The following is a 25,807-nucleotide window of genomic DNA, read 5'->3' as shown; positions in this document are numbered from 1 at the left end:
TTTCCTGCCATGATTGAAAGCTGCTCTTTTATGGCTGCATCGCTCAGGTGATTTATCAACTTTAGCGTTCGCATGTATATAAGTTTGAACGCAAAGATAAGAAATTATTATTTTAGTATTTTTGATAGCGGGATATTATAAGAAAATTGCAGAACGTATGTCTATTTTCGGAGCGTCGATTCGATCTGCCCCGGATAGAAAAACAAACTAAAATTATATTTTCCGAATTAAGTTTTCATCTCCCACTCACTTACCATTCTCCGGATCGAAAACAGCAACCCCTACCCGGGAATCGGCACAGCCATAATATAAAAACCATTTTGCTTTATAAAACACCAGCCCTTCCAGGAATACAGTGCCGGCTTTATATTGCCCCGAACGCTCAAAAGCTTCAGTGGGGTACAGAAATGGCTGATCCAGCCGGTCTATCACTTTGGATGGTTCTTTTTTATCAAACAATACCTGGCCGGCACAATAACTGTTGGCCGGATAGCTGGTATCACCTTTGGCTCCTGCGGCATTTTTACCATTATATAACAGCACAATACCGTCTTTCGTGAGCAACGCCGGCGGACCGCATTCGGTAAGATCGCTGTCGAAATACCCCCTCCTGGGCGTAATCAATTTCAGCAACTCATTTTTATCATCCAGTAAAGGCGTCCAGTTAACCAGGTCTTCAGAAACTGCCGGATTTACAAAATACTCGCCCCAGTACATCAGGTACTTTCCGTTTATTTTAGTAATGACCAGTTTATTATTCACCAGCTGGGTAACGATAGATGCCGACTTACTGGCCATATCTTTAAACCGGCCATCCCAGGCGGTTTTAAAAGCCGGACCATGCTTTACCCAATGCACCAGGTCTTTTGAAGTAGCCACACTAAGACGGGGCTTTTTGTGGTTCCAGGAAGTATAAAACATTACATAGAGACCCTCTTTTGTTACAGCTACGCGCGGATCCTCGCAGCCTCCGGGCCAATCGTACTCCTGTTGATCATCCTTGCCCGGATAGAGCACCGGGGTGCTTCGGATTTTCATAGTTATGCCATCCGTAGTTTCGGCTAAGCCGATCCTTGAAGTATGTGCGCCAATTTTATCAATACCGGAATAATCTTCTGCCCGGAACAACACCCTTATTTTTCCATCTTTTACAATGGCCGCCGGGTTAAAAGCGGCGTTTTGCATCCAGGGAACATTCCTTCCGGACATCGGATCGGCAAATAGTCGTTGCCGGTCGGGGGTAATGACTGGCTGAGCGGGCTGAGGACGAAGAAATGGTCCCAGTGCCCAGGAAGGAAGCTGCGGTTGCTTTTGTGCAAAGCTGCTTACGTAACAGAACAGGAACAATAAAAAAGCAAAACACGGTTGTTTCATATCTGACATCATACGTTTATTTCAAAACAAATCCGCTCAAAAATACGATACACCGTCTAAAGTTTATCCGCTACCAGCCACCGGCGTTATATCACCATCGTTTTAACTGATTTTTTGTGCTGCCAGTAGTAAAAAGGGCGGCCGCCTGGAGTGCAGCGCCAATGCAGGCTTTTCTTTTACAAAAGCAGGAAGCGGTTCCGGCTCCAGGAGCCGGGTAATTTTAAACCCGTTATCAATGAGTACATTGATATAGGTTTCCATGGTGCGGTGATACTTTAGCACATTCTTTACAAACCAGGTAGTATTCCTGGCCCCCTCCTGCTGATAATGATCTACCGGCCAGTACAGCTCCTGCCCTTTTGCATCCAGCACCCACTGCTGCGCTTCCCTGGCCGTGCATACCGGATGCTCTACAGAAAAAAGCAACCGGCCGCCCGATACCAGGCTGCGGTTTATTTTCTGTACCAGGCCAGCATAATCCTGTACATAATGAATGGCCAGGGAACTGATCACCCAATCGAAACCTCCGGCAACCGGTTGCCAATCCTCCATCGGGCACCGGATAAAGGTAATATCCGGATGCACGTACCGTTCCCGGGCTACCGTTAACATCGATCCGGAAATATCCATACCTATTACTTTTTTTGCCCCCTGTTTCACAGCATACATGCAGTTATCACCAAAGCCGCATCCAAGATCCAGCACTACTTTACCGTTCAGCTTAGACAGCATACTTCTAAAAGCCGGTACCTCCAACACCTTGTTCAGTCCCGCCTCCGTTTTGCGGAGCGCATAATATCCCTCAAAAAAAGTTGCATCATCGTAAATATTCTGCTTCATGCTCAAATGGTTTTACATCCGGAACAGGGCTTAAAAAGTATCGCACAAAAATAAAGCATCCGGGTATAACTGCATTTTTTGTTACCCGATCATCCTCAACAGAAAAAAAAATTTTTACGTAACCGAACAGTTACATATATTTGTAACCGAAAGGTTACACAATATGAGGAGAGATGTTTTTCAGGCTATTGCCGATTCCACCCGGAGGGAGATCATTCAATTGCTGGCACATCAGCAATTGAACCTGAATGCTGTTGCTGCGAACTTCGACATCAGCCGGCCGGCGATATCCAAACACATTAAAATACTTACGGAATGCGGGCTGCTTGTGATTCAGCAGCAGGGTCGTGAGCGTTATTGCCGGGCCAATCTTAATAAATTGAAAGAAGTACAGGACTGGGTTGCCCAGTACAGCGCATTCTGGGATAACAAGCTGCAGGCGTTGAATAACTTCTTGATCAAAGAAAAAAAGAAACGTAAATAACTCACCTAAAACAGATAAACTATGGAATCAGCTCAATCCAACAAAGCAACCGTCACAAAAGAAGTTGTACTGGACGCTTCCAGCGATCGCGTATGGCGCGCGCTTACGGACAAGGACCAGATGAAAGAATGGTATTTTACGCTTACCGACTTCAAGCCGGAGGTCGGGTTTGAATTTAGTTTTTCAGGAAAGGGTACCAAGGGTGATGAATATATACATCTTTGCCGGGTTACCCAGGTAATTCCCGGAAAAAAGCTGCAATATACATGGGCTTATAAAACGTATCCCGGAACATCGCTTGTAACTTTTGAACTGACGCCTGAAGGTACGAAGACCCGGCTCCGGCTTACACATGAGGGACTGGAGACATTTGCTCAAAACGGTCCCGACTTCGTAGCCGGCAGCTTCAACAAGGGCTGGACGGCACTGATTGAAGAAAGCATCGGCGCTTATCTTAAAAAAACCGCCTGATTCCCTTCGCTAAAAGAGACCGTCGCAGGATGGTCTCTTTTTTTTTGGGGGGAATACCGCATTTAAAAAGGCATTACCATTGGACGGTATAGTTCCTTTCTCCTGGTTAACTAAAAAAACCTCATCGCTTAAAAACACTGTCCAGCACATGAAATGCCGCCCTGGTAATATCTGCCGGAAAGTCGTGTCCCGCATCCGGGAAAAAGGCAAAGAGGGCATCCGGAGCATGATACAGCTCATATACCTTACGAATATTTTTCAATCCTGCTCTTACCCCTTCGATGCTAAAATTTGCATCCCGCAACGGGGAATTGGTGAAGAAGACCCGCGGTGCAATGGCTGCGATGATTTCATCAAAATCAAACGGGATCCGTTCGGGCTTTAACTGGTATTTTTCCTTTAACAAGGGCATGTACCGTTTTTGTGCCCATGGCCCCAGCTTTCCGCCGTATTGTTTTTCCATTGCCGGTCCCAGATCATAATAAGGAAATAAGGTCCACCCGCTGCTGGCGATCACTACTTTTACCCTTTGATCAAAAGCCCCCAGGAAAATGGCATTATGCCCACCCAGCGAATGCCCGATCACCGCAATTTTATCCGGATCCACAAAAGAGAGCGACTGCAGATAATCCACGCAACGAATGTGATCAAAGATACCCTTCATCGTACCCGACTGATAGCGATCGCCATCAAAATCGTAGTTCTCCAGGCCGCCAAAATCCGGATAGTCCGGTGCCAGTACCACATAGCCCCGCTCCGCCAGTTTTTTTGCATAATCCCTGTTGGCCAGCGTACTCTGCCCTGCCACCGATAGTTTTCCCAATCGATCGGTTCCGTGTAGTGCAATTACGCCCGGGATCCGTTCTCCATTGGCATGTGCAGGTATATATAACAAGGCAGGAAGCTCCTCGCCCTTTTCTACTGTAAATGTGATCGTATATCTTACGTAACCGGCCTCAACAACGCTATCTGAAATACGGGCATTAAATGGCGGATATCCTTTTAAACGAGGTACCGGGCCCATCGCCTCCTGCATATGCTCCAGAATGGCTTTCCGCTTTTTATTCCACTGACTAACCGCAGTTACAGGCGTTCCCTGGTATATCAGCAGGTCCTCACGACTGCCGGCCTTTTTACCAGCCACACAGGCGCCTGCAAATACCAGGATACAAATCCCGGCAATAAGCCTGCGATAAATAGTAGCGTGCATCTTCTTCTGTTTTAAATTGTTTCTGCCAAATGAAATTATCCGAAATAGCATCCTTTATTCTCTGCCAAGCGTAAAAGCCCCTGCTATGCACCGTAATCCGTTTTACGAACGCAGACATCAGGGCTTTTTAAAGCGGATCAGATCCGATACCATTTTGCCATTCCTTGGTACCCGGGCAATGGTGTAGATATATCCGTCTGCACCTATGGCAATTGCATTAACATAGGCCGGCCTTACACCATCCGCATAAAATATGGGGCCATGGTCCTGGTAATATCCCGTCGGAATATGATAGGTAACCAGGTGCAGGTTTTCTGGTCCACGCGCCGCTCCCTTGGCAATTGTGTCTGCCCCCTTTAACCGCTGTCCTCCTTCATAAATGGGCCCACCTGTAAGATAATAAATCGTTTCATTATCCGGGCCCAGGTCAAAGCCTAAATAGCCATAGCTAAACTGATCAAACATGCCGCTGCGTTTGGAGGGCAGGGAAGTCAGTCTTGGCCCCAGCTCCAACGCTTTATTTACGGGATCAAAAACAAACAGATAACCCGAGTTGCCATGAACACCATACACCCGGTCGGATTCCGGATGCCAGAAAACTTTTCTCCAGTTATAGGCCATACTACCAGGCCGGGTAAAATCATAGGCCCCAAAATAATCCCGTTTCAGATCAACATGCTCCAAAGCAGATAATACATCTGCTGAAGGGTCATAACACAGTACCGTTCCCTCTGCCGTGGATAGATACACGTTGCCACTTTTGGGGTCTACCACCAATGACCGGCATAAGGATCGGAAACCGGCTCCCGGAACACCACTTTCGCCATCTCCGCTCAATCGCCCTTTGTTTTTTAATGCCCCGGTATTCACATCATAAAAAATAAAATAACCCGTAGGCCAGCTCAAGCAAAAGATATGTCCGCGGGCCGTGTCCATTACCATGGATACCACGCCTTCCCCATCGGGGATCAACGCCAGCGAGCTGGTGTGGCGGGTTTCCGGATCATAGGACAGGATATGGCCGCCCGGGTATAATCCGCATCCCGGTGGCGGATTACGCGGCAACCGGTCCATGCCATCAATTAATTCGTAATAGCCCACGTGCGTAGCAAAAAACAACCGGCCTTCATACTCATAAAACGCAACATGGCTTTTTCCCTGAACGATGGATGGCGTATGTGCCTCGCCGCACAGTTCCGTAAGATCGCCTATCAATGTTATATTTTTTGTAACCGGGTCAAAAACAAAGAAGCGTCCGGCCACATTGTACCGTTCAGATGAAAGTACATAATATACTTTCCCGCCACCGGCAATCGTAACTGCATTATAGGTATCATGTGCTTCATCAAAACCGGAGTCAAACACTTCGGCAATAATCGTTTTCTTATCAAACAAAAGTTCCTGGGTTCTTTCGGATTTTATCATATATTATTTTAATCAATAACAACCAACTTCAACTATTCCACCTGGTATGGATAAGGTGATGCATTTCATTTGCTCAATTCCGCTAATGTACAGATAATGCGCCAGAAATTACGGTTCCGGAAACCGTCCCCGCTGGTCCTTCAGCAGGCAATCTAAGCACTCTATAAAACCACTGGGTATATGCGTAGCCATGCGCTGTTCGCGGCGCATCCGTATATATTTTATTATCAAAAAACCGGGCGTCTAATTACCAAATCTGCCTTTTTCAACATATTTTCGTTCACGTACACGAAAACATTCCATATGAAGAAAATATTCCTGTTTTTCCTCCTGGCATTTTCAACAGCAACAGGCAATGCACAGGGCCGGCAACCGGTAACCATTGTTACGTTTGGAAACTCTACCACTGCGCCAAGAAAGGGTGTGCAAAAAGTATATGCGCAGCGCCTCCATGAAAAGCTGGACAGCATGGGTATCACCAATACGGTTATTAATTCCGGCGTACCCAGCAGTCATAGCGGATCGATCAGGGATAACAGTTTCGCAAAAGTGATTCATGCCATGGACCGTTTTGACACGGCGGTTCTAAAATATCATCCCAATTGGGTAACCATCAACTTTGGGCTTAATGATGCTTACCAGGATAAAGGACAGGGCACATCTTCACGTATTCCGCTAAAACAATTTCAAAAAAACATCCGCTACTTTATACGCCAGATCGAGCGTCAGGGCGGGCAGGTTATACTACTAACGCCCAATCCACTGGGCAGCCGGTTTGAACAGTTCCGTTATGAACGCGTAAAGGCGTATGCAAATGCCATCCGGAAAATCGCTAAAAGAAAACACTTGCCGCTGATAGATTCCTGGCTGCTCTTTTATAATTATGCCGATGCCCTCCACCAGCCCATTGATGTGCTGTTCACCGACAGCATTCATCCTAATGACACCGGTCATCAGCTTATCGCAACGGCCTTATCCCAAATCATCGGCGGACAGCAACGTTAACAAAGAAAGCGCAACCATCTGTTTCATACGGCTGTGATGCTGCTATTATCGCTACATCCATTTAGTCTTCACCTAAGGTGCAGCAATGCGCCTCTCCTCTATTTCTTTGCGATCTCCGCCGCATACTTCTGAATTTTGCGCATCGCTTCAGCAATCTGCTCCATTTCGGTTTTTGTTCCCAGCAACATATTCTGAAACAACCATACCGATTGTTCGGAAGTTAATGTATCATTTTGAGGACATTGGTTCCGTTCCAGCCACTGTTGCATGGTCTTTTCACCATAGATCTTCAAATAATGTTTATTGGTAGCCAACGCTGTCACATAGGCGCTTTTATTCATCTGTCCATACCCTGCTGAGTTCGGTACACCTTCCGCTGCCAATGCCTGCAGGAATTTCTCACGGCTTAATCCTGCAAAATGATTTTTATTATACCGGAACATGTACAAATGATAGGCGCTCTTTGTGGTTCCCGGATACAATTTCGCCGGTGTGATTCCCGGTATATCTTTCAGCAACCGGGAAAGATATTGTGCATTTTCCCAGCGACGGTTACTTTGTTCCGTTACCCGTGTCATCTGCGACAGCAGCAAACTGCTCTGAAACTCTGTTAACCGCAGGTTTGTGCCACGGCTGCCAACACCGGTAGAAAAAGAGGTGGATCGCCCACCCTGTCCCTGGTTATGGAAGGTATAGCAATTCTTAATAAAATCGTCGTTATTCGTTATAACCGCGCCGCCCTCGGCACAATTCAGGTTTTTGGATGACTGGAAACTAAATGCACCAGCCAGCCCGTGGTTGCCGACTTTAATTCCCTTCCACTCCGCCAGGTGTGCCTGACAGGCGTCTTCTATTACGGGAATATTATGTTGTTTACCCATTGCCACAAATGCATCGATATCTACCGGAGATCCGCCAATATGCACCGGCATGATGACCCTGGTTTGCGCCGTAATTGCGGCTTTTGTTTTGGCCGCGTCCATCTGGAAGCTTTCGATATCGGTATCTACAAGTATGGGCAACGCATAATTTAATACCACAACATTATAGGTAGCTACAAAAGTATACACCGGTATGGCCACCTCATCACCAGGCCCTATATCCAGGGCACCCAAAATAGTGGTGAGCGCACTGGTGCCGCTGGAAACGCCCAGACTATGTTTTACTCCAAACAATTTGCTGTACTCCGTTTCAAAGGTTGCCGTTCTGGTACCGTCCAGCCGGCCCCATTTCTTACTCTGTAAGATTTCTGTTAACCCTTTTTCTTCGATAGCCCCTTCCACCGGCCAGGAGGGGTATGGACCTGTATGGGCGCTGGGGCCACCCAGGATTGCCGGTTTGGTATTGGTGTTGCCGGCTGATACGATATGCGGGGCTCCTATGGCCAAACCGGTACCAACAATGGCTACATTGCTTATAAATTTTCTACGATTGAAAGCACTGCTCATGATAGATATTTTTTTTAGATTCGATTGAAAGATTAAATCAATGTCCGTCATCATCTCCAGCCAGCCCCACTGTTCAGCACGCAAATATATACACCTCCTGTGGCTGTGCCCGTTTTTTATTGGCTTCAGACGAGCGAATTACCATTTGCTCTATTTATGCACCTTAACAGCTATGCTATATTTCTCCTTATACTGCATTACTGAAACAAAATGTTATACAAAGTCATTAGACAGACGTTTTAATTATAACCGGTAGCTAAATAAATGTGAGCCACAAATAAAATAGATGTTGTCTTTAAGAAAGCATCCACCCGCCCTGACGGCCTGCGGCGTTTTTGATATTAACCGGAGCGCTGCGGTTTTGTGATCCACTTTTGTGATCGCATTTTCAAAAAGAATATAAAGATCATCCTTATTTCCGTTTATAAAAACCCGGGGGGATTGTTCGCCAACGGCAGACCCGTATTCTTTGGAAACGTCTTTTTGATAAATCACTTTCTTTGTTGCCGGATCAAACAGGAAAAATATTTTCCTGTCAGCCATTCCATAAACCTTTCCATCCCTGCGGGTTGTAAGATCGGTATAAGACCTTGCGCCCGGAATGACGGGTTCTTTCCACTCAACCTTTTTTGAAACGGGATCGATCACATACAAAAGCGCCAGGCTTGCCTTTTGTTCACCGCCGGTTCCCGGAGCTACCGTAGTTCCTCCCAGCACTTTTCCCCCGGCTATATTTGTGAGGCTCATGGTTGATTGATCTTTTTCAATATCCTCATCGGTCAGCAGCACTTCCCTGTTTGTAGTAATATCGTAAAACAACAGTCCCCCTCCGGTATATCCATATTGAGGCGTTCCCCCTAAAATAACGGTTTTACCATCCGGATGCACCAATACGCGATGGGGACGATGGATGACAGGGCTGCACTTATACAATACACGGGGATTATTATTCTTTGCATCTGTACTTCCGGCCTGAAAAGGCTTTTTGGTGTCCCACATCACAAGATCTCCACTGGGATAGGATCCAAAAAAAACATACTGGCCACTCGTGGTTAATGCATTGTACTGTCCTAATGCGGCCCTTGTGCTCCATTTATCTTCGGCAATGGTATAATTGAACTGGCGCATGGGAAAAGAGCCGCCTCCTACAACCGACCGCTGATCCGGCGATGTGCCAACCCCCATTACCCAGGAACCTTCCGAAGGATAGTCAAAGTGCACCGTGTTCTTTTTTCCGCCATGGGCATCTTCCGCGATCAATACCTTATCAATCAGGTCAAACTGGGTGATCTTGCTTCCATCAGGAAATATCATATGCCGTAACGCCTGTGAACCGGTAATAACGGGCTTTTCATCGGGTTTATGGCCGGCACCGATCGCCTTTACGGTACCATTGTACAATTCATACCAGGTGCCGTCCTTATCAGCAAGTGCCTGTCCATATACCCTTCCGTTTTTGTTGCGGTACAGGTAAGCCGTGCCTCTTTTCCTTTCAGCAGGTTGTAAGAGTTTGTTCACCTGCCGGGATTCCGGGTTAAACGCAATCAACTGACTATTGGTATTACCTAAACCAAAATAAATCCACCCCTGGTCATCTGCCGCCATATATCGCTGATACTGGGCCCAGTTCTCTTTGTTAAGATAGCCATAGTCCGTAAAAGCTCCGGTTGCCGGATCAAAACATACAACACCACTATTGGGATAAGTAACTGCCCAGACCCTCCCCTTATCGTCCTCTGCCATGCCCATTGCCATCTGCGGTGCCGTTTTATGATGAAATGTAAATGCTTTCTTCCGGGGATCAAATTCAACAAAGTTTCCGTTAAAAAGGGTATACAATTTTCCCTGGGAAGAAAAGATCGAAGCATAGGGACAATCCCCTCCGGGATTAAAGGGCATCGGGAACACCTCGCTCTTACCTGTTACCGCATCCACCATTAATAAAGCATATCCTCCTCTTACATCAAAAAGCCAGGACAGTACCACATTTCTTCCATCTCCGTCTACCGCAGCCACCGTTCCCCGGGTGGTACTGTAAGGAGATGCCGGACCATGGTCGGTAAACCGGGAGCCGTCGGCTGCCGGTTCCTTATCTTTTTGCAGCGGCTGTGCTACCGAAAAAAGAGCGGTGCATGTAACTGCGGCAACCAGAAAAAATCGTTTCATCATGCTATGGCTAATTTACGATCCAGTATTTACTGGTGGCATCAAAATTATTATATACATACAGATCTCCGTTGGCTTCCATGCCATATAGTTTTGTGCCTGCACATATAATTTTTGTAAACCGGCTCCAGCCCAGTCCCATCCGGCTTTTGGAGCCAACGGATGCTGTAACAGATACCGGAAGCGCCCATAAATACCCTGCAGCATCAATACCTATCAGGCTCTGGTTATTAAGCATAGCATAGGGTACGTAGTTAAAGCCGGTTCCTACAGTAGCTGAATTGGGATTAAGCCATGTACCATTCGGCAATGCAAACCAGGCTTTTATTTCCCCGGTGGTTTCCGCAATGGAATAAAAGAAGCCTCTTCCCTGAACATATTTCAGAAAGTTAAAACCGGTACCCAGGGTAGTAGTAAGTATATTTGCTAACGCTCCATTTGTAATGGTGTACATATAAAGATTATTAGTACTGCCCTGAACACCAATAAACCGGTCGACATCATAGAAAAAGAATTCACGGAAGGTAGTACGCGGCGCCAGTGCGGGGTACCTCATTTGCTCTGTCAGCTCGCCATTTTCTCCCACTGCGTAAACGATCATATCTCCGGCGGCATTCCACTCACACAGATTATCATTCATCTGAAAATATTTACTGGTGGCATTCCCTTTCAGTGCAATCTTCACACCGCGATCGGTAACAATGGACGGGGCATTATAAACTTTATAATCGTTCCTTACCGTATCAATCCCCTTGGGCAGGAAAAATACGGTGCGGAACTGAAGTGATCCTCCGGCCGGAAAATCGGTAAGCACCACTGCCGTATCATTCACACTCCTGCCGGTGTTTATCACTCTTGTTTCATTATTTTTTGTAGTATAGCTGATCTGCGAATAGATCACACTATCACCGGGAGTCGTTTTTGATACGGTAAGGTTATAGCTCGACTGAAGATAGTCGTAATCTAACCCGGTGAGGCTACGCGCCCTTAAACCACCCGCAAAACTTTCGCCCCAAACCGTTACCGCTGACCGGGTAACAAGGGAGCTTTCCCCGGCGTCATTGACATTTACAAATTCAAGCAGCGTGGAGCCCTCGGATAACCCGTTGAGGTAAATCGAATCCCATTGCCCGCCCAATGCCTGACGGTTAAAGGGCCGTACCAGGGAATCCCTTCGGTTGTTCCAGTAAATAATAGTACGCTGAATTTTAGGATCGGCATTGATGTACCAAACTACTTTGGCCCGTCCAAAACCTGCGGCATAGGTTACTGAATCTACCCTTCCCAGGTAAACCTTTTCGGCCTGGTTGGTATACTTGCTTTGTATATCATTCATTTTATCGCAGGAGAATAATATAAAAGCCAGTAAGACACATAGGCCGGTTGCTGTAAATAATAAATTAGTGTTCCTGTTCATTTTATTAAAATTTCATCATAGAAGTTGATCGATCAATATTGCTTAGTTCTGCGGAACGGTATTATCACCAAATACCGAAATTTCGCCACAGGAAAAATAGTTATTGGCCGGAGGCGGCATTACACCGGCAATCTCCCGTACAAAAAGCCGGAGGTAACGTACCGGTTTGGCATCAAGTGGCATAGTATACTCCATGCCTGCCTGTGCAAAAGCATTAATGGTAGTAGCATCTGCGGGAGGTATCATCTTATCTAAACGGGTGATGGCATTCCAGCCAAGATACTGCCAGTCATCTTTAAAAGTCACAGCGGGAAGTACCGTTGTAGGGTTTATATTGTAGGGCGCAGGAGAAAGCGCACCGTTTACCACCGATGTGGAATCAAGCCAGTAGGGTTTGTCCTTCAGCTTATTTAAATCAATTTTATCAATGCCCCATAATTCAAACTGCGTAAAATTAGCCTGGCCATAGGGAGAATTGACATGATAGCCCCAGATAATGATCCGGCTCAGTTTTACCACCTGCTTAAGATCAATGGTAATGGACAGACCCGAACCTCCCGGGTTGGTCAACCATCCCTCACCTGATGTATTAATGATATTATTCCAGAGGGAACTTATATTCGGCTTGGCAGGCAGGTTTGTCGTATTGTCATATGGGATACTGGCCCTGTAGTCCGCATAGGGTTTGGGCACCAGTGTTTCAAAGTAGGGCATCCCATCAAAGTAAACAGTATCAGAGATATTACCCCATTTATCCTCAAAGCTGATGCCAAAATTGGTAGGTTTGGCAGCAAACCCCCTAAAGGCATGTAACTCCTTCATCAACGAAGAAAAATACACAGTATCCGTGGTCAATTTATTATTGGAATGCACCGACATCAGGCGCACACCCAGATCAGTCCTCATGGGGTTATCCCAGTTGGCGATAATACCCCCAAAACCCATCTGCGTTTTTAACGAGTTTTTGGCAATACTGATCAGTGACTCCAGGGGGGTAAAACTGATATCCGTAGGCGCTGATCGTTCGCCCTGCTTATTTACTTTATAGATCTTAGCACTTACGGGGTTCAATGTATTAAAGCCCTCAATAGTAAGGGTATTATTATATACCGATGCTTTTTCCGTAAACATCTTCCCGTTGCGCTGATATTCTGCCATCACATAAAGCAGGTCATTCTCATCCGGAACTTTATAGGCAACAATGGCTCCTCCATTGATCGGTGTTACCGTACTTACTTCCACCGGTGCCGAATTCCATACGCCCCATGTACCCGGTGTTTCTTCTTTATCTTTTCTGCAGGAAATCAAAAAAACAGAAAAGAGCATTGTTATCATTAAACTATATTGTTTCATAGCAATTATTATTTATAAATAAAACAGCTTACCATCCATAGGTTTGCACCAGGTTGGTATTGACCCTGAGTTCCGATTTACGAATCGGGAACAGGTAATCCCTGAAAGTAACCACACGGGAAAGTGTTGACTGTACCGGTACATAAAACTGGTCCGGCTGACTTGCAGTAAGGCTCCAGGTAGTGGGGCGCAGCGACCAGTATTTATCCGCCGTTTTCCAGCGCCGCACATCCCAGAACCGCTGGCCTTCAAAAGCCAGTTCGATCAGCCGTTCTCTTTGAATGATCCTGCGCATTCCTTCTTTGGTTGTAGGAGCACCCGGATTAAAAGAAGCCTCCTGCCAGGACTGCACCACTCCCTTTAAGCCTGCTGCCGCCCTCACCTTATCAATCCACAGGTATACATCATTATCCGGCTGGCTTTTTACCTCGTTCAGCGCCTCACTATACAACAGGTACAGGTCTGATAAACGAAGTAAGGGGAACTGGTAATTACGCTGCGCATAAAGGGTATTGGCAATCCCTTTACTGGCAGCGGTTTCATAATGTATTATTTTTTTGGCAGCATAAGAGGAGGTAGCCCCGGACAACTCTGCCGGCCGGCTCTTTAGATACACATTGTAAGAAGCACCTGCATCGGTGGTATTGGTCGCCAACTCAAAAAAGCCCCGGTCAAAACCCAGGTCCGCATAAAAACGGGGTTCTCTGAAAAAATGCATGGAAGCCGTAATTTCACCGGTGGGTATATAAGAAGCCACATTATCCGTACCGGTGGCACGGCGCGGCTTATACCGGTTGGCATAGTCAAAATATTTATCCTCCTCAATGGGCACACCTTTATTGGAATAAAACAGTTCGGCCATATGCCAGGATGCCGTTAAATAGCCCACATAGGAAGGCTGATCTGTAGTAAACATCGCCGGGAAAAGCGACTTCACCATATTACCCAGGGGTGCAAACCAGGACGACCCGCCCTTGCCATCGGCAAACTGCTCCTGGGTGGCCCATATTACACCGGGGTTTTTATCCAGGTCCTCAGTAACAGCTTTCCGGATCGTCATCAATTGCGCCACGGAATCATTCATTCCATAGGTAGTGCCGCTGAACTTATTAAAGGTATATAACCGTCCCCCGTTCTCTTCTGCCGCATCAATTGCCTCCTTGATAGCAGTAGCCGCCCGCTGCCATTTGGCGGGGCTATAAGTGGGAGAGATCAGTTGCTTGCCCCTGCCGTCTACCCAACCCGCATAATCCGTATTGCCATTGAACAGGGGACTCGCCGCTGTTGCCAGTACCTTGGCCTTTACCGCAAGGGCAATTACCTGCGAAATGCGGCCCATTTCCGATGGCGGATCTGGTAATACCGCAGGCAGCCCGGGCATGGCTTCATCAATCAGCTGCACAATGTAATCTACACATTCATCCACCGGTTCACGGTACTCTCTCAATGATGCAGGATCGTCAGATATATCATGATTTTCCTTTACCAGCACAATAGGCCCATATAATTCCAGCAGGAAGAAATGATAATAGGCTTTCAGGAATTTTACCTCGGAGATCCAGCGAGTACGCTCCTGCTCCGTAATATCATGAGGCATATGAGCATTATCCAGGAAAATATTGCACTCCCGGATTCCCTGGTACAAGGGTTTGCCCCCGTTTGACCCCGTCCAGTAATCCTGGTAGGGCGCATTGGAATTCTGACGTCCCTGTGCTATTAACCCTGCCATGGAGTTGTTTGAAGAACGCGAATCTCTTGTTACGTCAAGTTCATCCCAGCTACTAAAATAGGCCGGGTAGAAAAAGGGATCGGTAGCATCCGGCAGGGCGGAATAACAGGTGCGCATATACCGCTCCATTACCGCCCGGTTGGAAAATGCACTTTCTAAAGAAGGCATATCATTGGGAACGATATTCAAAAATTTATTGCAGCCCCATGAACCTGCAAGCAACAGGACCAGGACCAAGCGCACTGAATATTTATGAATAAAAAATCGCATAGGATCTGTATTTTACAATAATTTAAAAATCTACATTTAAACCCACATTCACCACACGCTGTACCGGGTATCCCAGGCCATTGCCGGCCATTTCCGGATCCCACATCTTGAATTTGGACCATACCCAGAGATTGGTACCATTGGCATAAAGCCGGAATCTTTTGATGTTGAACTTTTTAATGATGCGGGCAGGCAATGAATAGCCCAGTTCCGCCGATTTCAACCGGACAAACCTGCCATTACGCAACCACCAGGTGCTGGCGACATTATTATTAGGAACTACGTATTCCGACAAACGGGGCCAGAAAGCATAAAGATTCCGGTTGTTCTCAGACCAGTGATCGTCTGCTATAAACTGCAGTAATCCCCGCTGTCCCCCATTTGTAAAAGGGGTTATAGCAGCAGGATTGATGAAGAAGGAAGACCGGCCCGATCCCTGGAAGAAAACCGACAGATCGAAAGATTTATATCCCAGGGTAAAACCGGAGCCATAAATGATCTCAGGCGTAGTTGGATACCCGATGGGCACCATATCATCACCATCGATCTGACCATCACCGTTGATGTCCCTGTATTTAATATCGCCGGCACTGTAAGCGCCAAAGGTTTGTGTGGGCGAGTTGGCGACATCTGCATCATCTATAAACAGGCGCTCGGCAATATAGCCAAAGGGCTGACTGATCTTCGTGCCGATCCTTGATTTCCATGGCAGATCCCTGTAATCCGGCTCTTCAAATGCCTTGTATTTTGCGGTTGCATAGGTAAACGTTCCGTTCACCAATGCATACAGGCCATTCCTAAAGGTTTTCTGGTACTTGAGCTCGGTTTCAAATCCCTTACCATAGGCGCTTCCCACGTTGGCGGAGGGAATGGTCCTCAACCCCATCGTTTCAGGAATATCTGTACGGGTTTGAAGGATATGATCCCTGGTTTCCTGGAAGAAATCGGTTATAACGCTTAAGTCCCTGAACAGCCCCAACTCCAACCGTATATTGGTTTTTTTAGCCACTTCCCAGGTTACAAGGTCGTTTGCATAACGGATGATATTGATGCCGGGTTCAAAACTCCGGGGATATCCAAACCAATAACCATCGCCGCTCATATCCACCTGCGAGAGATAGAAGAAGCGATCATAGATGGAACCGATCTGGTCATTTCCTACTTTACCATAGGTAGCCGAAAGTTTGAGCGTACTGAAAACGTCTTTCAAATTTTCCATAAACTTTTCATTGCTTACCATCCAACCGGCACCAACAGAAGGGAAGAAACCCCAGCGGTCTTTTAATGAAAAACGCTCACTGCCATTATAACCATAGTTTAGCTCTACAAAATAGCGGGAATCATACCCGTAAGCCAGCCTGCCTGCAGAGGAGATGTTGCGCCGGGGCAGGGATGCCTGCAGCTGATATGCATCACTATTCGATTCAGCAATAGTACTGGCTTCGGAACGCATAGTGCCTACAAGCGTACCACTGATATTGTGCACATTATTCAGGGTTTTGCTATAAACTAAACGCCCCTCCGCATATTGAATGGTACCTACCGTTCTTGCACCTCGTCTATAGTAAAGAAAATCTGTTCCCGAATTTGGATTGAGCGCCAGTAACTGATAACTTCCATCAGCCGTTTGTGCAGGCGTGTAGTAAAAAGGTGTATAACCCCTGGATTGATCGTAATAAGATTTGCGCGTTACATTATAGATACCTTTTACAACAAGCCCATTCAATGCACCCTTAAACTTATGCTCCATCTCCAGTTGCATCAGCATCATCGATTGCTTGGTTTGCTTATAGGAACTGAGAATATCTGCCAGCGGGTTTACATAATAGCCTATTTTTTCTGTGGATCCGAAAAGAATATGTTTGGTCTGCATATTTGCTGAATCCGGTGGATAATAGGGTAAAAAATAAACCGGGTTGGCATTGCGGGCCGAGTTGAACACCGCAGCCCCACCCTGAAAAGGACCGGTTCCGTCATCAAAGGCGCCATAAGCCCTTACGGCTCCGGTTGTTGTAGGTGTAAACTTGATGGTTACATTGGAACGTAACTGGAAGCGGTGGATATTGATATTATTATTAAAAAGGTTTTCTTTACTTTCCTTTATGATACCCTGGTCGTTCTGATAGTTTGCTGCCAGGTAATACTGCACCGATTGTCCGCCCCCCTGAAGATTCATATTGGCCCGCCTGTTTACCGCTTTATTATTTAACAGGTAATGATACCAGTCTACTGTCGGGTAAATAACCGGATCCCGTCCCTGTTCCGTTGCCAGTATTTTTGCAAAGGAATAAGGAAGCTCCTGATCTGCTTTGCGTGTACGTACCGCTTCGTTGTGCAGTTTCATATAAGTGATCGGGTCGGCCAATTTTACCAGTTCAGAGTTATACGAATTGGATTGTTCCACTCTTATACTGATCCCCAGCTTACCCACCTTACCTTCCTTGGTAGTTACAAGGATCACACCGTTTGCCCCACGGGCACCATAAAGGGCTGCGGCATTGGCATCCTTCATAATGGAAAAAGAGGCAATGTCATCCACATTGATCCGAGCCAGATCATTTGTAGTCATTTCCATCCCGTCAATTAAGATCAGGGGATCTTTTTTACCCGAGGTACTGAACGTGGTAACCCCCCGGATAAAAAATTCCGCATTGTCAAGACCCGGTTCGCCCGACCGCTGATAGGCGATCACCCCGGCCAGCCTTCCGGCAAAAGCCGTTGTAAGGTTACTGGAGGGCACTTTTAAACTGGAAGGTGTAATGGTGGTAATAGCGCTTACCACACTTTCTTTCTTCTGTTTTCCATAAGCCACCACTACCACATCATCTTCACTTTTTGAAACCGCCTTTAAGGCTACTTCTACATCTTTTGTTGTTGAAAATGTAACCGGCACTTCCTTATCCTCGTAGCCAACATAGGTAACCACAAGCACCGCTTTGTCGGCCGGCAGTTTCAGCGAAAATTTACCGGCCATATCGGTATTGGTTCCCGAGGTACTCCCCTTGATGATCACGTTGGCCCCGATGATACCGACCCCTGTTTCATCGACCACCCGGCCTGTAAGGACTTTCTCATCCTGGGCAAATAGGGTTCCCGGCTTCAGCATCCATAAAAACAACAGCGTGCATAGTAAGACCCTGCTGTTAAAAAAGCAACAACAAACCCTCATTAACCCGTTTTGGCGTTTCGTATACTTTTTATGTTCTTTCATTTTACTTTTGATTATGTTGTCCCCTATCCTTTTGATGAGCGCTATTTTCTTCGCCCATCGAACCAGAAGGAACGGTTTTGTAAAAAATACTTGCGTAAAAGGAATATTCAGGTACAATGCGCATAGCTTTCATAAAAACCAGCCATCAGTAAAATGAAAAGGATCATTTTCAGGGAGCACGTAAAAAACCCCGAAAATTTCAGCAAGCAATTGGCAATCGTCATTTTTGCAGTTTTTTAGCGGTTTTACAACCAGTACTACACGCAAGATAACAGCAAAAAGTATCAAAAACAATTTTTTTGCGGATTTTTTGCGGATTTATATTTCAGTTTACGCAAACAAACCGATTACTTTATCCTCCTGAAACGATTAATTCATTTCAGAAACCCATCTATTCTACTTAAAATCATCTGATTAGGTTGATGATTCCAATTGCGTTTTTGCGGAGAACTTTTAATGTGTACGTTACCGGTTTTGGAGATTCGATTAACCAATCTTTTGTTCATTTATTTTTACCAATAAGCTTGTTTAATCGCTCCACCGCTCTCCTGTGGAGCTCAAAAAATCCAAATTGAATCACAGCCGATATATCGCCCTGCAGGGGGATATACCGGCTGTGACAAAAAAAATCCAAACGGGTTCGTTTCCTTTTTGCAGATCATTGTGGAGATCTGCCGCTTTTATTAAGGCGTTACATTAACGATCACCTTTTTTACAGTGGCCGCATAATTCCCGATGGTATTATTGGCTGCTACAAAAGCAGCTTCATACCTGCCGGGTGTATTGTAGGTATAGCTATAAGTGGTTGGCATTGCTCCGTAAATAGAGGTACGAACAGGAACAGACCAGTCTTTCCCCAAGTCAACCGTGCCCAGGGTAATGGGAGCAGAAACCGCCCAGTTCTCACTGTAAGGATCGTTATACGGACTATTAGGATCATAGGGCACATAAACCGGTAACACAGCCCCCGGGTTATACTGCGGGCTTTTCGGATCATAGATCGGATTCTTGGGATCGAACACCGGGTTATTGGGATCATAAATGGGATCCGCCGGATTTTTATATGCCGGACCATAGAGCGTTACTCTTGTAGAAGTAATAGTGGAGCGGGCTTTTGCATTCACCGGGTTTTCATCCACGATCCTGAAACCGGTGAGCGCCTGATCGGCAATTGTAACCACCGCATTGTTTACTTTGGCATCGATGCTTTTTAATACAAAATTTTCAACGATCCATTGCCGGGCATATCCATTGGCCACCTGCGGACGGTTAATATAACGCAATGCAAAGTAAACCGGCTTTCCTGCAAGCACATAGTTAGAAAGATTGGCGGTTCGGGTAGCCACCATTGTTGCAGAAGTGGCTAAGGTAAAACTATCCGTTATATTGACCCAGGTAGCTGCTTTTACACTGGCCAGATCTGCATAGTTCCCGTTAAAATTGGTAGAAAGCAACACAGAGAACTGATTGGCCTGTGTTCCTGCGGGGTTGCCCGGTGCCACACCATTTGAAAAACTCAGTGTAAGTCCCTTACCGGATACATCAATACTCCGGCCGTCCTTAAAGTTATAGTCTTTGTAAATTTCTCCCGGGTAAAACGAAACGGTTGTTGCTGTTCCGGAAAATTTAAAAACAGCAGGCGTTCCGGCCTTAACGGTTACCTCTCCAGTGGTTACATCAAAGTCAGGAGCAGCCACTTCTGCAAGTTTTTTTTGACAGGACGATAACGCAATTCCTGCCACCAATATCAGATTTCTAATTTTCATAACGATTATTTTTGGGATCAGGAATCAATTACCAGCCGGGGTTTTGTGTCATTTTTAAATTGTTGATCATCTCTTTTTCCGGTATCGGCATCAGCACATCCCTGGCGGATGCCCGTGTAAAAGAAAGCACGAACCCCGCTCCCGGCACATCCTGCTGTGCCTGGTTACCCATATCCTGGTTCACTTTCAGGAAGGCACCCCACCGGAGCAGATCGGCTTTCCGGCACCCTTCCATATTAAACTCCCGCATGCGCTCATCCTGAATAAAGGAAAGAAAAGCGGTTTTTGAAGCGCTCGCTGAAGCAGGTACGTCACCATCTGTGGCATTATAAATAGTTGCTACAGCAGTGGCCCCGGTACCTCCACCACCGGAAATAGTTACCGACGGTGTGCTGGAATAACTGCCGTCTCTGAAGAAGCGGACACCCGAGGAATCCCTGTTCAGATTGATTGCCACAACAACACCTCCCTGTACAACTGCAGTTGCCGCCGCGCTGCTGCCATTCCCCGTTGAAATGGTTACCAAAGGCGCGCTTGTATAACCGCTGCCTCCATTGGTAACTGCAATGGATTTAACACCGGTGGACCAGGCACGTCTTCTTACCAGGTTAACCGCCGCGATGGCGTCGGCTGTGGGAGCACCGTTGATTTCATTATCTGCCTCTGCAAACATCAGCAGGATATCGGAATACCTTATTATAGGCATATTGGTGGCTGACACAACCGATGAACCCCTGGGAATGGCCTCGTATTCGCGCCGCCACTTGGCAGGGTACAAGTACCATTTATCCCGTTCCGTGGCAGGTACGGCATTCAGCAGTTTCTGCCCGTTCACCGCCGAATTTACATAACTAAAATGGGCGATACTCCACCATTTCCTCAGATCCCCGTCTTCAAAGGCATTATAAAATTTTGCAGTAATATTCATATAAGCAGCACCAGTACCGGTAGCAGAGCCAGCAGCTGAAGACGGTCCGTTGATATACCCGATATTGGTCCATTCAGAAAAGGCCATTGTAGCCGGATCCGAATTATTGCCATAAAACTCTGCTTCCCATAAATTTTCTTTGATATCATACTTATCCTGTGCCAGCGTAATAAAGATATTTGAATAGCTGGGGTTCAGACTATGCCCTGCCCCGACATCATCCATCACCTTTTTGGCCCACATCTTTGCATCCTGGTATTTTGTTGCATCCTTTAGTGGTTCGCCGGCCATCGTAAGGCAAACCCTTGCAAGCATTCCCCGCACAGCAGACTTATTTACAGCGCCGGAAAAACCAAGTTCCCTGATGTTCTTAACCAGTGGCTCTGCTGCCGTCATATCGGCCAGTACCTGGGCATACACATCCTTTACCGATGCTCTTTCTATCGACACTTCGGACGGTGATTTGGTAGACTTTAATTTAAGCGGCACCCCGCCCCAATACTGTACCAGGGTAAAATAGTAATACCCTCTTAAGAACAGTACTTCCCCCCTTACCCGGTCTCTTGTAGCCTGCGGAATTGCGGGGTTCTTATCGATATTTTCAAGCAATACATTTGCCCGGTTAATACCGTCCCACAGCGTGGTCCAAAGCGATGTCATAAATGGATCAGATGCTGAATAATTAAAGTTAAACGGCCCGTTGAGGGTAAGCCGGTTCATATAAGCGATATCAGCATCCCAGTCAAGAAGATAGTTTGCAGCGCTTCCCCAGAAGCCACCATTTCCTACCGTATTGTACACGCCGGCCAATGCAAAGTTCAGTTGCTGTTCCGTCTGATAATAATTTGCGGTACTCAGGAAATCTGTTGGAGAAGGCTGCAGGAACTTCTTGCAGGAGCCCAGGCTGATAACAGCAAGCAGTAATATGCTGTATACCATTTTTTGAAAAATCCGTTTTGGTAACCGCTTTGTGCAAGGCGCGTTCCCGGCGTTACGCAGCGTTGTTACTAAATTGTTGCAACGTTGCTGCTGCCTGTTTTCACCGCGATTAAAATTTGTTATGCAACCCAACAATATCGGTAAATAATTTGCTCGTTTCATCGTCTTAAAAAATAAGGTGATTAAAAAGTTGCTTTCAACCCAAATACAATCGTGCGTACGTTAGGGTACGCCGAAAAATCATAGCCGGGCATTAATACATTATCAGCAGTAGATACTTCGGGATCAAGACCGGAATATTTGGTCCAGGTGACCAGGTTCTGCGCAGAAAGATCCACGGTAAGGTTTTTCAGGTACGCTTTCCGGATCAGCCGGGAAGGAAGCGAATAGGATAACGATACGGTCTTCAATCGCAGGTACGACCCGTCCTCTACATTCTTTGATGAAAAATACCCGATAACTCCCTGCCCCCTGGTTCTGTAATTTTCATTGGTCGGATTGTCGGGCGACCAACGGTTCGCGTAGGTGGCGTATTGATTAATATTGGCAAACCCGTTGCTATTTCCTTCCATCAACAGCCGGTTTGCATTGTAAATATCGTTACCATAAGACCATTGAAAAAAGACATTCAAAGCAAAACCTTTATAATTTAAATTATTGGAGAAGCCTCCGATATGAACCGGCTGTCCCCGCCCGATAATGGTCATATCCGCCGCTGTAACTGTACCATCGCCATTCAGATCCCGAAGTTTGATATCACCCGGCTGTACCACGTTGCGTGCCGTACCATTGGTGGCAATGGTCTTTTTAAGAATGTACACGCCCGGCGCCGGGTTGTCGAAATCTTCGTATTGATAATTACCATCCCAGATATAACCGATCATCATTCCCACCGGTTTGCCAACTTCCGAAAGATATAAGGGCTGTCCGAACTGGGAAAGATAGGTCGGTACCCTGCTCAATGAGGACTGGCCGTAGGCAAGCGATAAAATTTTACTCCGGTTAAAACTGATATTAAAGCTGCTGGTCCAGCTGAGATCCGGTTTTTTTATATTGGTGGTATTCAGTGTAAATTCCCAGCCGGTATTGCGAAGACTGCCGATATTTACCTGGGCTGATCCAAAACCCGAACTTTGCGGCAGATCGGTGTTCAGCAGCAGGTTAGAGGCGGTGCGGCGATACCAGTCTACCTCCAGCCCGATCCGGTTATCCAGTATCCCGATTTCATAACCGATATCGATCTGCTCTGTTTTTTCCCATTGGAGCTCGCGATTTCCCAGGGTAGCCAGATAAGCAGCCGGTGTAGGCGCCTGGTTATTGAACGAATAGCCCTGCCCGGTATTGTTTAACGACAGTTTAGCATAGGCGTCAAAATCGCCTACGCGGTTGTTTCCATTCTGTCCATAGCTTGCCCGTAATTTAGAATTGGTAATGAACGGAAGTCCCTTATGGAAGAAATCTTCCTGGCCCATGTTCCAGGCAATGGCACCTCCCGGGAAATAGCCCCATGGCTGAAAAAACTTGGAAGACCCGTCGGCCCGGAAGTTCATTGTAAGCAGGTATTTCGATCTGAAATTATAATCGATCCGCCCGGCATAAGACACCATGGTATTGATGGTATTATTAATGCTTGGTGAGGTAAATGTACCTCCCGCAGACTCATCCAGCCCGTCCATCCGTTTTACTTCATTGGGCAGCTGTATACCGGTAAAGGAAGAGTACATTGTTTTATACTGGTTTACCCCAAAAAGCACCATCCCGTTTATTGAATGATCCTTCCCGATGATGGTTTTATAATTCAGCGTATTCTCATTAAAAAAGCTGTTGGAATTGTTATTGCTCATGCTTCCCCACACTCCGTTTTTGTTTGCGGGATTCAGCGGACTTCCCTGCGATGTTTTGGAATTATAGAACTGCTCATTCCGCATATTCGACTGCATTAATCCGGCTGTAGATTTAAAAATAAGATCAGGTGTAATGGCATAGCTCACATAAGCATCCGACTGCAGCTGGTTCCGTATCGTGTGCTGGTACTGGTTTTGCAGGTCCGTAACCGGGTTGATCCGGAAATCATTGGCATTAACGGCCTGCTGATCGGCATCTTCATTCAGCAAGTCTTCTCCTTCAATGGCCGATATGGGACGATACATCCATGCCCGGATCAGCGCAGGTGAAGTAGCATTGCCGCCGCTATAAATGGAGCGGATCTGCTGCCCGTATACATCGGTTTGTGTAAGGGCTACATTTACCCCAACCTTAAACTTTTCTGATATAACCTGGTCCAGTGAAAGTCGTCCGGTATACCGGTCCATACCCGTATTGATGATTACCCCTTTCTGGTTAAACACCGATCCGGATACTGCGTATTTTGTTTGGTCTGATCCGCCACGGATACCCAGGTTGTAATTGCGATACACGCCTGTATTTAATACCTGGTCCTGCCAGTTGATGCCCTTCACATTTTTATAATCCTCCAGCGTTTTTCCCAGTGCCGTATAGGCGGGCGTATTAAATGAATTGGGGTTCAGCTCCATTTGGTATTTCACAAATTCATAGGGGCTCATCACAGGGATCAATGGTGGTTTTAACTGATATCCCATGGTACCGCCAATGGTCACTTCGGGCTTTCCCAGCTTTCCCCTTCGTGTTTGAATCAGTACCACCCCGTTTGCACCCCTTGAACCATAAATAGCAGTAGACGATGCATCTTTCAAAATAGAAACGGATGCAATATCATCCATATTCAGCGTATTCGGGTCCAGGTTTTCGATGGGAAAACCGTCCACTACATACAAGGGCGTGGTGCTTTGCGTTAACGATCCGGCCCCGCGGATCATAATATTCATGCCGCCACCAGGCTGTCCATCTGTACTGTTTACCTGTACGCCCGCTACCCTCCCGGCCAGGGCCTGTGCAAAAGAGGGCACCGGCGCTTTTTTCATATCTTCCACATTAACGGTACCTACCGATCCTGTAAGATCCAGTTTACGTACCGATCCGTAACCAATAACCACTACCTGGTCCAGGGAAGCATTGATCGGCGTCAGCTCTACATCTATTTTTGACTGACCGGCAATGACCATTGCAACCGGCTCAAAACCTACATGCGAAAACAGTACGGAATCAGCAGCGCGGCCACCGCTCACCTGATAACGGCCCTCCGCATTGGTAGCGGTTATGGTTGCAGGCTTACCGCCGATCTGAACGGTAACACCTTCCAATGGCCGGTTATCCGTTTTGGCCCGAACCACACCGCCGATCACCTGCGCGTGCACGGAACAGATGCCCAATATCCATACACCGACGCAGAAAAGCAATTTTATAAACAGAATACGCATAAATAGAGAGTATTTAGGGTTAAAAGCATTAAAATCTCCGGGAAACACAACACAACGGCCATTGCCAACCATACGCATCAGCATACCATTACCGACCCGGCCGTTCTTCCATCATTCCTATTCTTATTCAGTTCATCCTCACGGGTACATCCTTCTTCAATTCAGGTGTTTTTTTAAATGCCGCTATTCATGCAGCAAGCAGGTATTTATCGAAATCTATGATACCTCGTGATCCCGGGGCCGTTAAGGCCGGAAGTGCCCTGTTTTAAAAAATGGGGTGCAGGCTTGGCAATCGTCATTTTTTGCAATATTTTAGCGGTTTCACTACTGATATTATACGCAATATAACAGCAAAAATTATAAAAACAACATTTTATGCGTTTTATTTGCGGTATTTTTATTTTTTTTACGCAAAAAAACCGATTATCTTGTA

At 46.4% G+C, this 25,807-nt stretch carries 16 protein-coding genes; 3 read left to right on the top strand and 13 right to left on the bottom strand.

Annotated features, from left to right (window positions below):
* Positions 1-246: 246 nt before the first annotated feature.
* Both Q1V85_RS13150 and Q1V85_RS13145 read right to left on the bottom strand, forming a co-directional pair.
* Positions 247-1,374: a glycoside hydrolase family 130 protein gene (locus Q1V85_RS13150; RefSeq protein ID WP_300600640.1), complete on the bottom strand. Its 1,128-nt coding sequence runs from the start codon at positions 1,372-1,374 to the stop codon at positions 247-249.
* 102 nt (positions 1,375-1,476) lie between these two features.
* A complete protein-coding gene (locus Q1V85_RS13145) occupies positions 1,477-2,214 on the bottom strand; it encodes a class I SAM-dependent methyltransferase (RefSeq protein WP_300600638.1) in 738 nt (245 codons plus the stop codon).
* Positions 2,215-2,377: 163 nt separating this feature from the next.
* Here Q1V85_RS13145 and Q1V85_RS13140 point away from each other — a divergent pair, with 163 nt between their 5' ends.
* Positions 2,378-2,698 (top strand): metalloregulator ArsR/SmtB family transcription factor, encoded by a 321-nt coding sequence (locus Q1V85_RS13140; protein WP_300600636.1) that lies wholly within the window; start codon positions 2,378-2,380, stop codon positions 2,696-2,698.
* A gap of 21 nt (positions 2,699-2,719) precedes the next feature.
* Entirely contained in the window at positions 2,720-3,169 is a 450-nt protein-coding gene (locus Q1V85_RS13135) for an SRPBCC domain-containing protein (protein WP_300600634.1), read from the top strand.
* A gap of 121 nt (positions 3,170-3,290) precedes the next feature.
* Here Q1V85_RS13135 and Q1V85_RS13130 read toward each other — a convergent pair whose 3' ends face one another.
* Together Q1V85_RS13130 and Q1V85_RS13125 are read right to left on the bottom strand one after the other, a co-directional pair.
* Positions 3,291-4,379 (bottom strand): alpha/beta fold hydrolase, encoded by a 1,089-nt coding sequence (locus tag Q1V85_RS13130; RefSeq protein WP_300600633.1) that lies wholly within the window; start codon positions 4,377-4,379, stop codon positions 3,291-3,293.
* Positions 4,380-4,496: 117 nt separating this feature from the next.
* Positions 4,497-5,804 (bottom strand): hypothetical protein, encoded by a 1,308-nt coding sequence (locus Q1V85_RS13125; protein ID WP_300600631.1) that lies wholly within the window; start codon positions 5,802-5,804, stop codon positions 4,497-4,499.
* A 303-nt stretch (positions 5,805-6,107) separates the two neighbouring features.
* Between Q1V85_RS13125 and Q1V85_RS13120 the strand changes: the two genes are divergently transcribed.
* Complete coding sequence (locus Q1V85_RS13120; protein WP_300600629.1) at positions 6,108-6,809, top strand: SGNH/GDSL hydrolase family protein; 702 nt, start codon at positions 6,108-6,110, stop codon at positions 6,807-6,809.
* Positions 6,810-6,907: 98 nt separating this feature from the next.
* On the opposite strand, the gene Q1V85_RS13115 is transcribed toward Q1V85_RS13120, so the two are convergent.
* From Q1V85_RS13115 to Q1V85_RS13075, 9 genes are all read right to left on the bottom strand, one after another.
* Positions 6,908-8,257, bottom strand: coding sequence for a DegT/DnrJ/EryC1/StrS family aminotransferase (locus tag Q1V85_RS13115; protein WP_300600627.1), 1,350 nt, complete (start codon positions 8,255-8,257; stop codon positions 6,908-6,910).
* 243 nt (positions 8,258-8,500) lie between these two features.
* The gene (locus Q1V85_RS13110; RefSeq protein WP_300600625.1) at positions 8,501-10,426 is read right to left on the bottom strand and encodes a hypothetical protein; all 1,926 of its coding nucleotides are present in this window, start codon (positions 10,424-10,426) and stop codon (positions 8,501-8,503) included.
* Positions 10,427-10,433: 7 nt separating this feature from the next.
* Positions 10,434-11,840 (bottom strand): DUF4998 domain-containing protein, encoded by a 1,407-nt coding sequence (locus Q1V85_RS13105; protein WP_300600624.1) that lies wholly within the window; start codon positions 11,838-11,840, stop codon positions 10,434-10,436.
* A gap of 42 nt (positions 11,841-11,882) precedes the next feature.
* On the bottom strand, positions 11,883-13,193 hold the full coding sequence (locus Q1V85_RS13100) for a DUF4959 domain-containing protein (protein WP_300600622.1): 1,311 nt from the start codon (positions 13,191-13,193) through the stop codon (positions 11,883-11,885).
* 28 nt (positions 13,194-13,221) lie between these two features.
* Complete coding sequence (locus Q1V85_RS13095) at positions 13,222-15,192, bottom strand: RagB/SusD family nutrient uptake outer membrane protein (protein ID WP_300600621.1); 1,971 nt, start codon at positions 15,190-15,192, stop codon at positions 13,222-13,224.
* 22 nt (positions 15,193-15,214) lie between these two features.
* On the bottom strand, positions 15,215-18,403 hold the full coding sequence (locus tag Q1V85_RS13090) for a TonB-dependent receptor (protein ID WP_300600619.1): 3,189 nt from the start codon (positions 18,401-18,403) through the stop codon (positions 15,215-15,217).
* A 683-nt stretch (positions 18,404-19,086) separates the two neighbouring features.
* Positions 19,087-20,169, bottom strand: a complete 1,083-nt coding sequence (locus Q1V85_RS13085) for a DUF5017 domain-containing protein (RefSeq protein ID WP_300600617.1) — start codon at positions 20,167-20,169, stop codon at positions 19,087-19,089.
* Positions 20,170-20,197: 28 nt separating this feature from the next.
* Complete coding sequence (locus tag Q1V85_RS13080; RefSeq protein WP_300600615.1) at positions 20,198-22,036, bottom strand: RagB/SusD family nutrient uptake outer membrane protein; 1,839 nt, start codon at positions 22,034-22,036, stop codon at positions 20,198-20,200.
* A 182-nt stretch (positions 22,037-22,218) separates the two neighbouring features.
* On the bottom strand, positions 22,219-25,374 hold the full coding sequence (locus tag Q1V85_RS13075; RefSeq protein WP_300600613.1) for a TonB-dependent receptor: 3,156 nt from the start codon (positions 25,372-25,374) through the stop codon (positions 22,219-22,221).
* Positions 25,375-25,807 lie beyond the last annotated feature (433 nt).

This window comes from Niabella sp. (assembly GCF_030150205.1).
Classification (GTDB): Bacteria; Bacteroidota; Bacteroidia; order Chitinophagales; family Chitinophagaceae; genus Niabella.
Note: the sequence above shows the minus strand (reverse complement) of the source record. Positions and strands in the feature narration are given on the sequence as shown.

Bases quoted from the DNA above. Each gene is read 5' to 3' on its own strand.
- Q1V85_RS13150 (WP_300600640.1), bottom strand. From the start codon at position 1,374: ATGAAACAACCGTGTTTTGCTTTTTTATTGTTCCTGTTCTGTTACGTA.
- Q1V85_RS13145 (WP_300600638.1), bottom strand. From the start codon at position 2,214: ATGAAGCAGAATATTTACGATGATGCAACTTTTTTTGAGGGATATTAT.
- Q1V85_RS13140 (WP_300600636.1), top strand. From the start codon at position 2,378: ATGAGGAGAGATGTTTTTCAGGCTATTGCCGATTCCACCCGGAGGGAG.
- Q1V85_RS13135 (WP_300600634.1), top strand. From the start codon at position 2,720: ATGGAATCAGCTCAATCCAACAAAGCAACCGTCACAAAAGAAGTTGTA.
- Q1V85_RS13130 (WP_300600633.1), bottom strand. From the start codon at position 4,379: ATGCACGCTACTATTTATCGCAGGCTTATTGCCGGGATTTGTATCCTG.
- Q1V85_RS13125 (WP_300600631.1), bottom strand. From the start codon at position 5,804: ATGATAAAATCCGAAAGAACCCAGGAACTTTTGTTTGATAAGAAAACG.
- Q1V85_RS13120 (WP_300600629.1), top strand. From the start codon at position 6,108: ATGAAGAAAATATTCCTGTTTTTCCTCCTGGCATTTTCAACAGCAACA.
- Q1V85_RS13115 (WP_300600627.1), bottom strand. From the start codon at position 8,257: ATGAGCAGTGCTTTCAATCGTAGAAAATTTATAAGCAATGTAGCCATT.
- Q1V85_RS13110 (WP_300600625.1), bottom strand. From the start codon at position 10,426: ATGATGAAACGATTTTTTCTGGTTGCCGCAGTTACATGCACCGCTCTT.
- Q1V85_RS13105 (WP_300600624.1), bottom strand. From the start codon at position 11,840: ATGAACAGGAACACTAATTTATTATTTACAGCAACCGGCCTATGTGTC.
- Q1V85_RS13100 (WP_300600622.1), bottom strand. From the start codon at position 13,193: ATGAAACAATATAGTTTAATGATAACAATGCTCTTTTCTGTTTTTTTG.
- Q1V85_RS13095 (WP_300600621.1), bottom strand. From the start codon at position 15,192: ATGCGATTTTTTATTCATAAATATTCAGTGCGCTTGGTCCTGGTCCTG.
- Q1V85_RS13090 (WP_300600619.1), bottom strand. From the start codon at position 18,403: ATGAAAGAACATAAAAAGTATACGAAACGCCAAAACGGGTTAATGAGG.
- Q1V85_RS13085 (WP_300600617.1), bottom strand. From the start codon at position 20,169: ATGAAAATTAGAAATCTGATATTGGTGGCAGGAATTGCGTTATCGTCC.
- Q1V85_RS13080 (WP_300600615.1), bottom strand. From the start codon at position 22,036: ATGGTATACAGCATATTACTGCTTGCTGTTATCAGCCTGGGCTCCTGC.
- Q1V85_RS13075 (WP_300600613.1), bottom strand. From the start codon at position 25,374: ATGCGTATTCTGTTTATAAAATTGCTTTTCTGCGTCGGTGTATGGATA.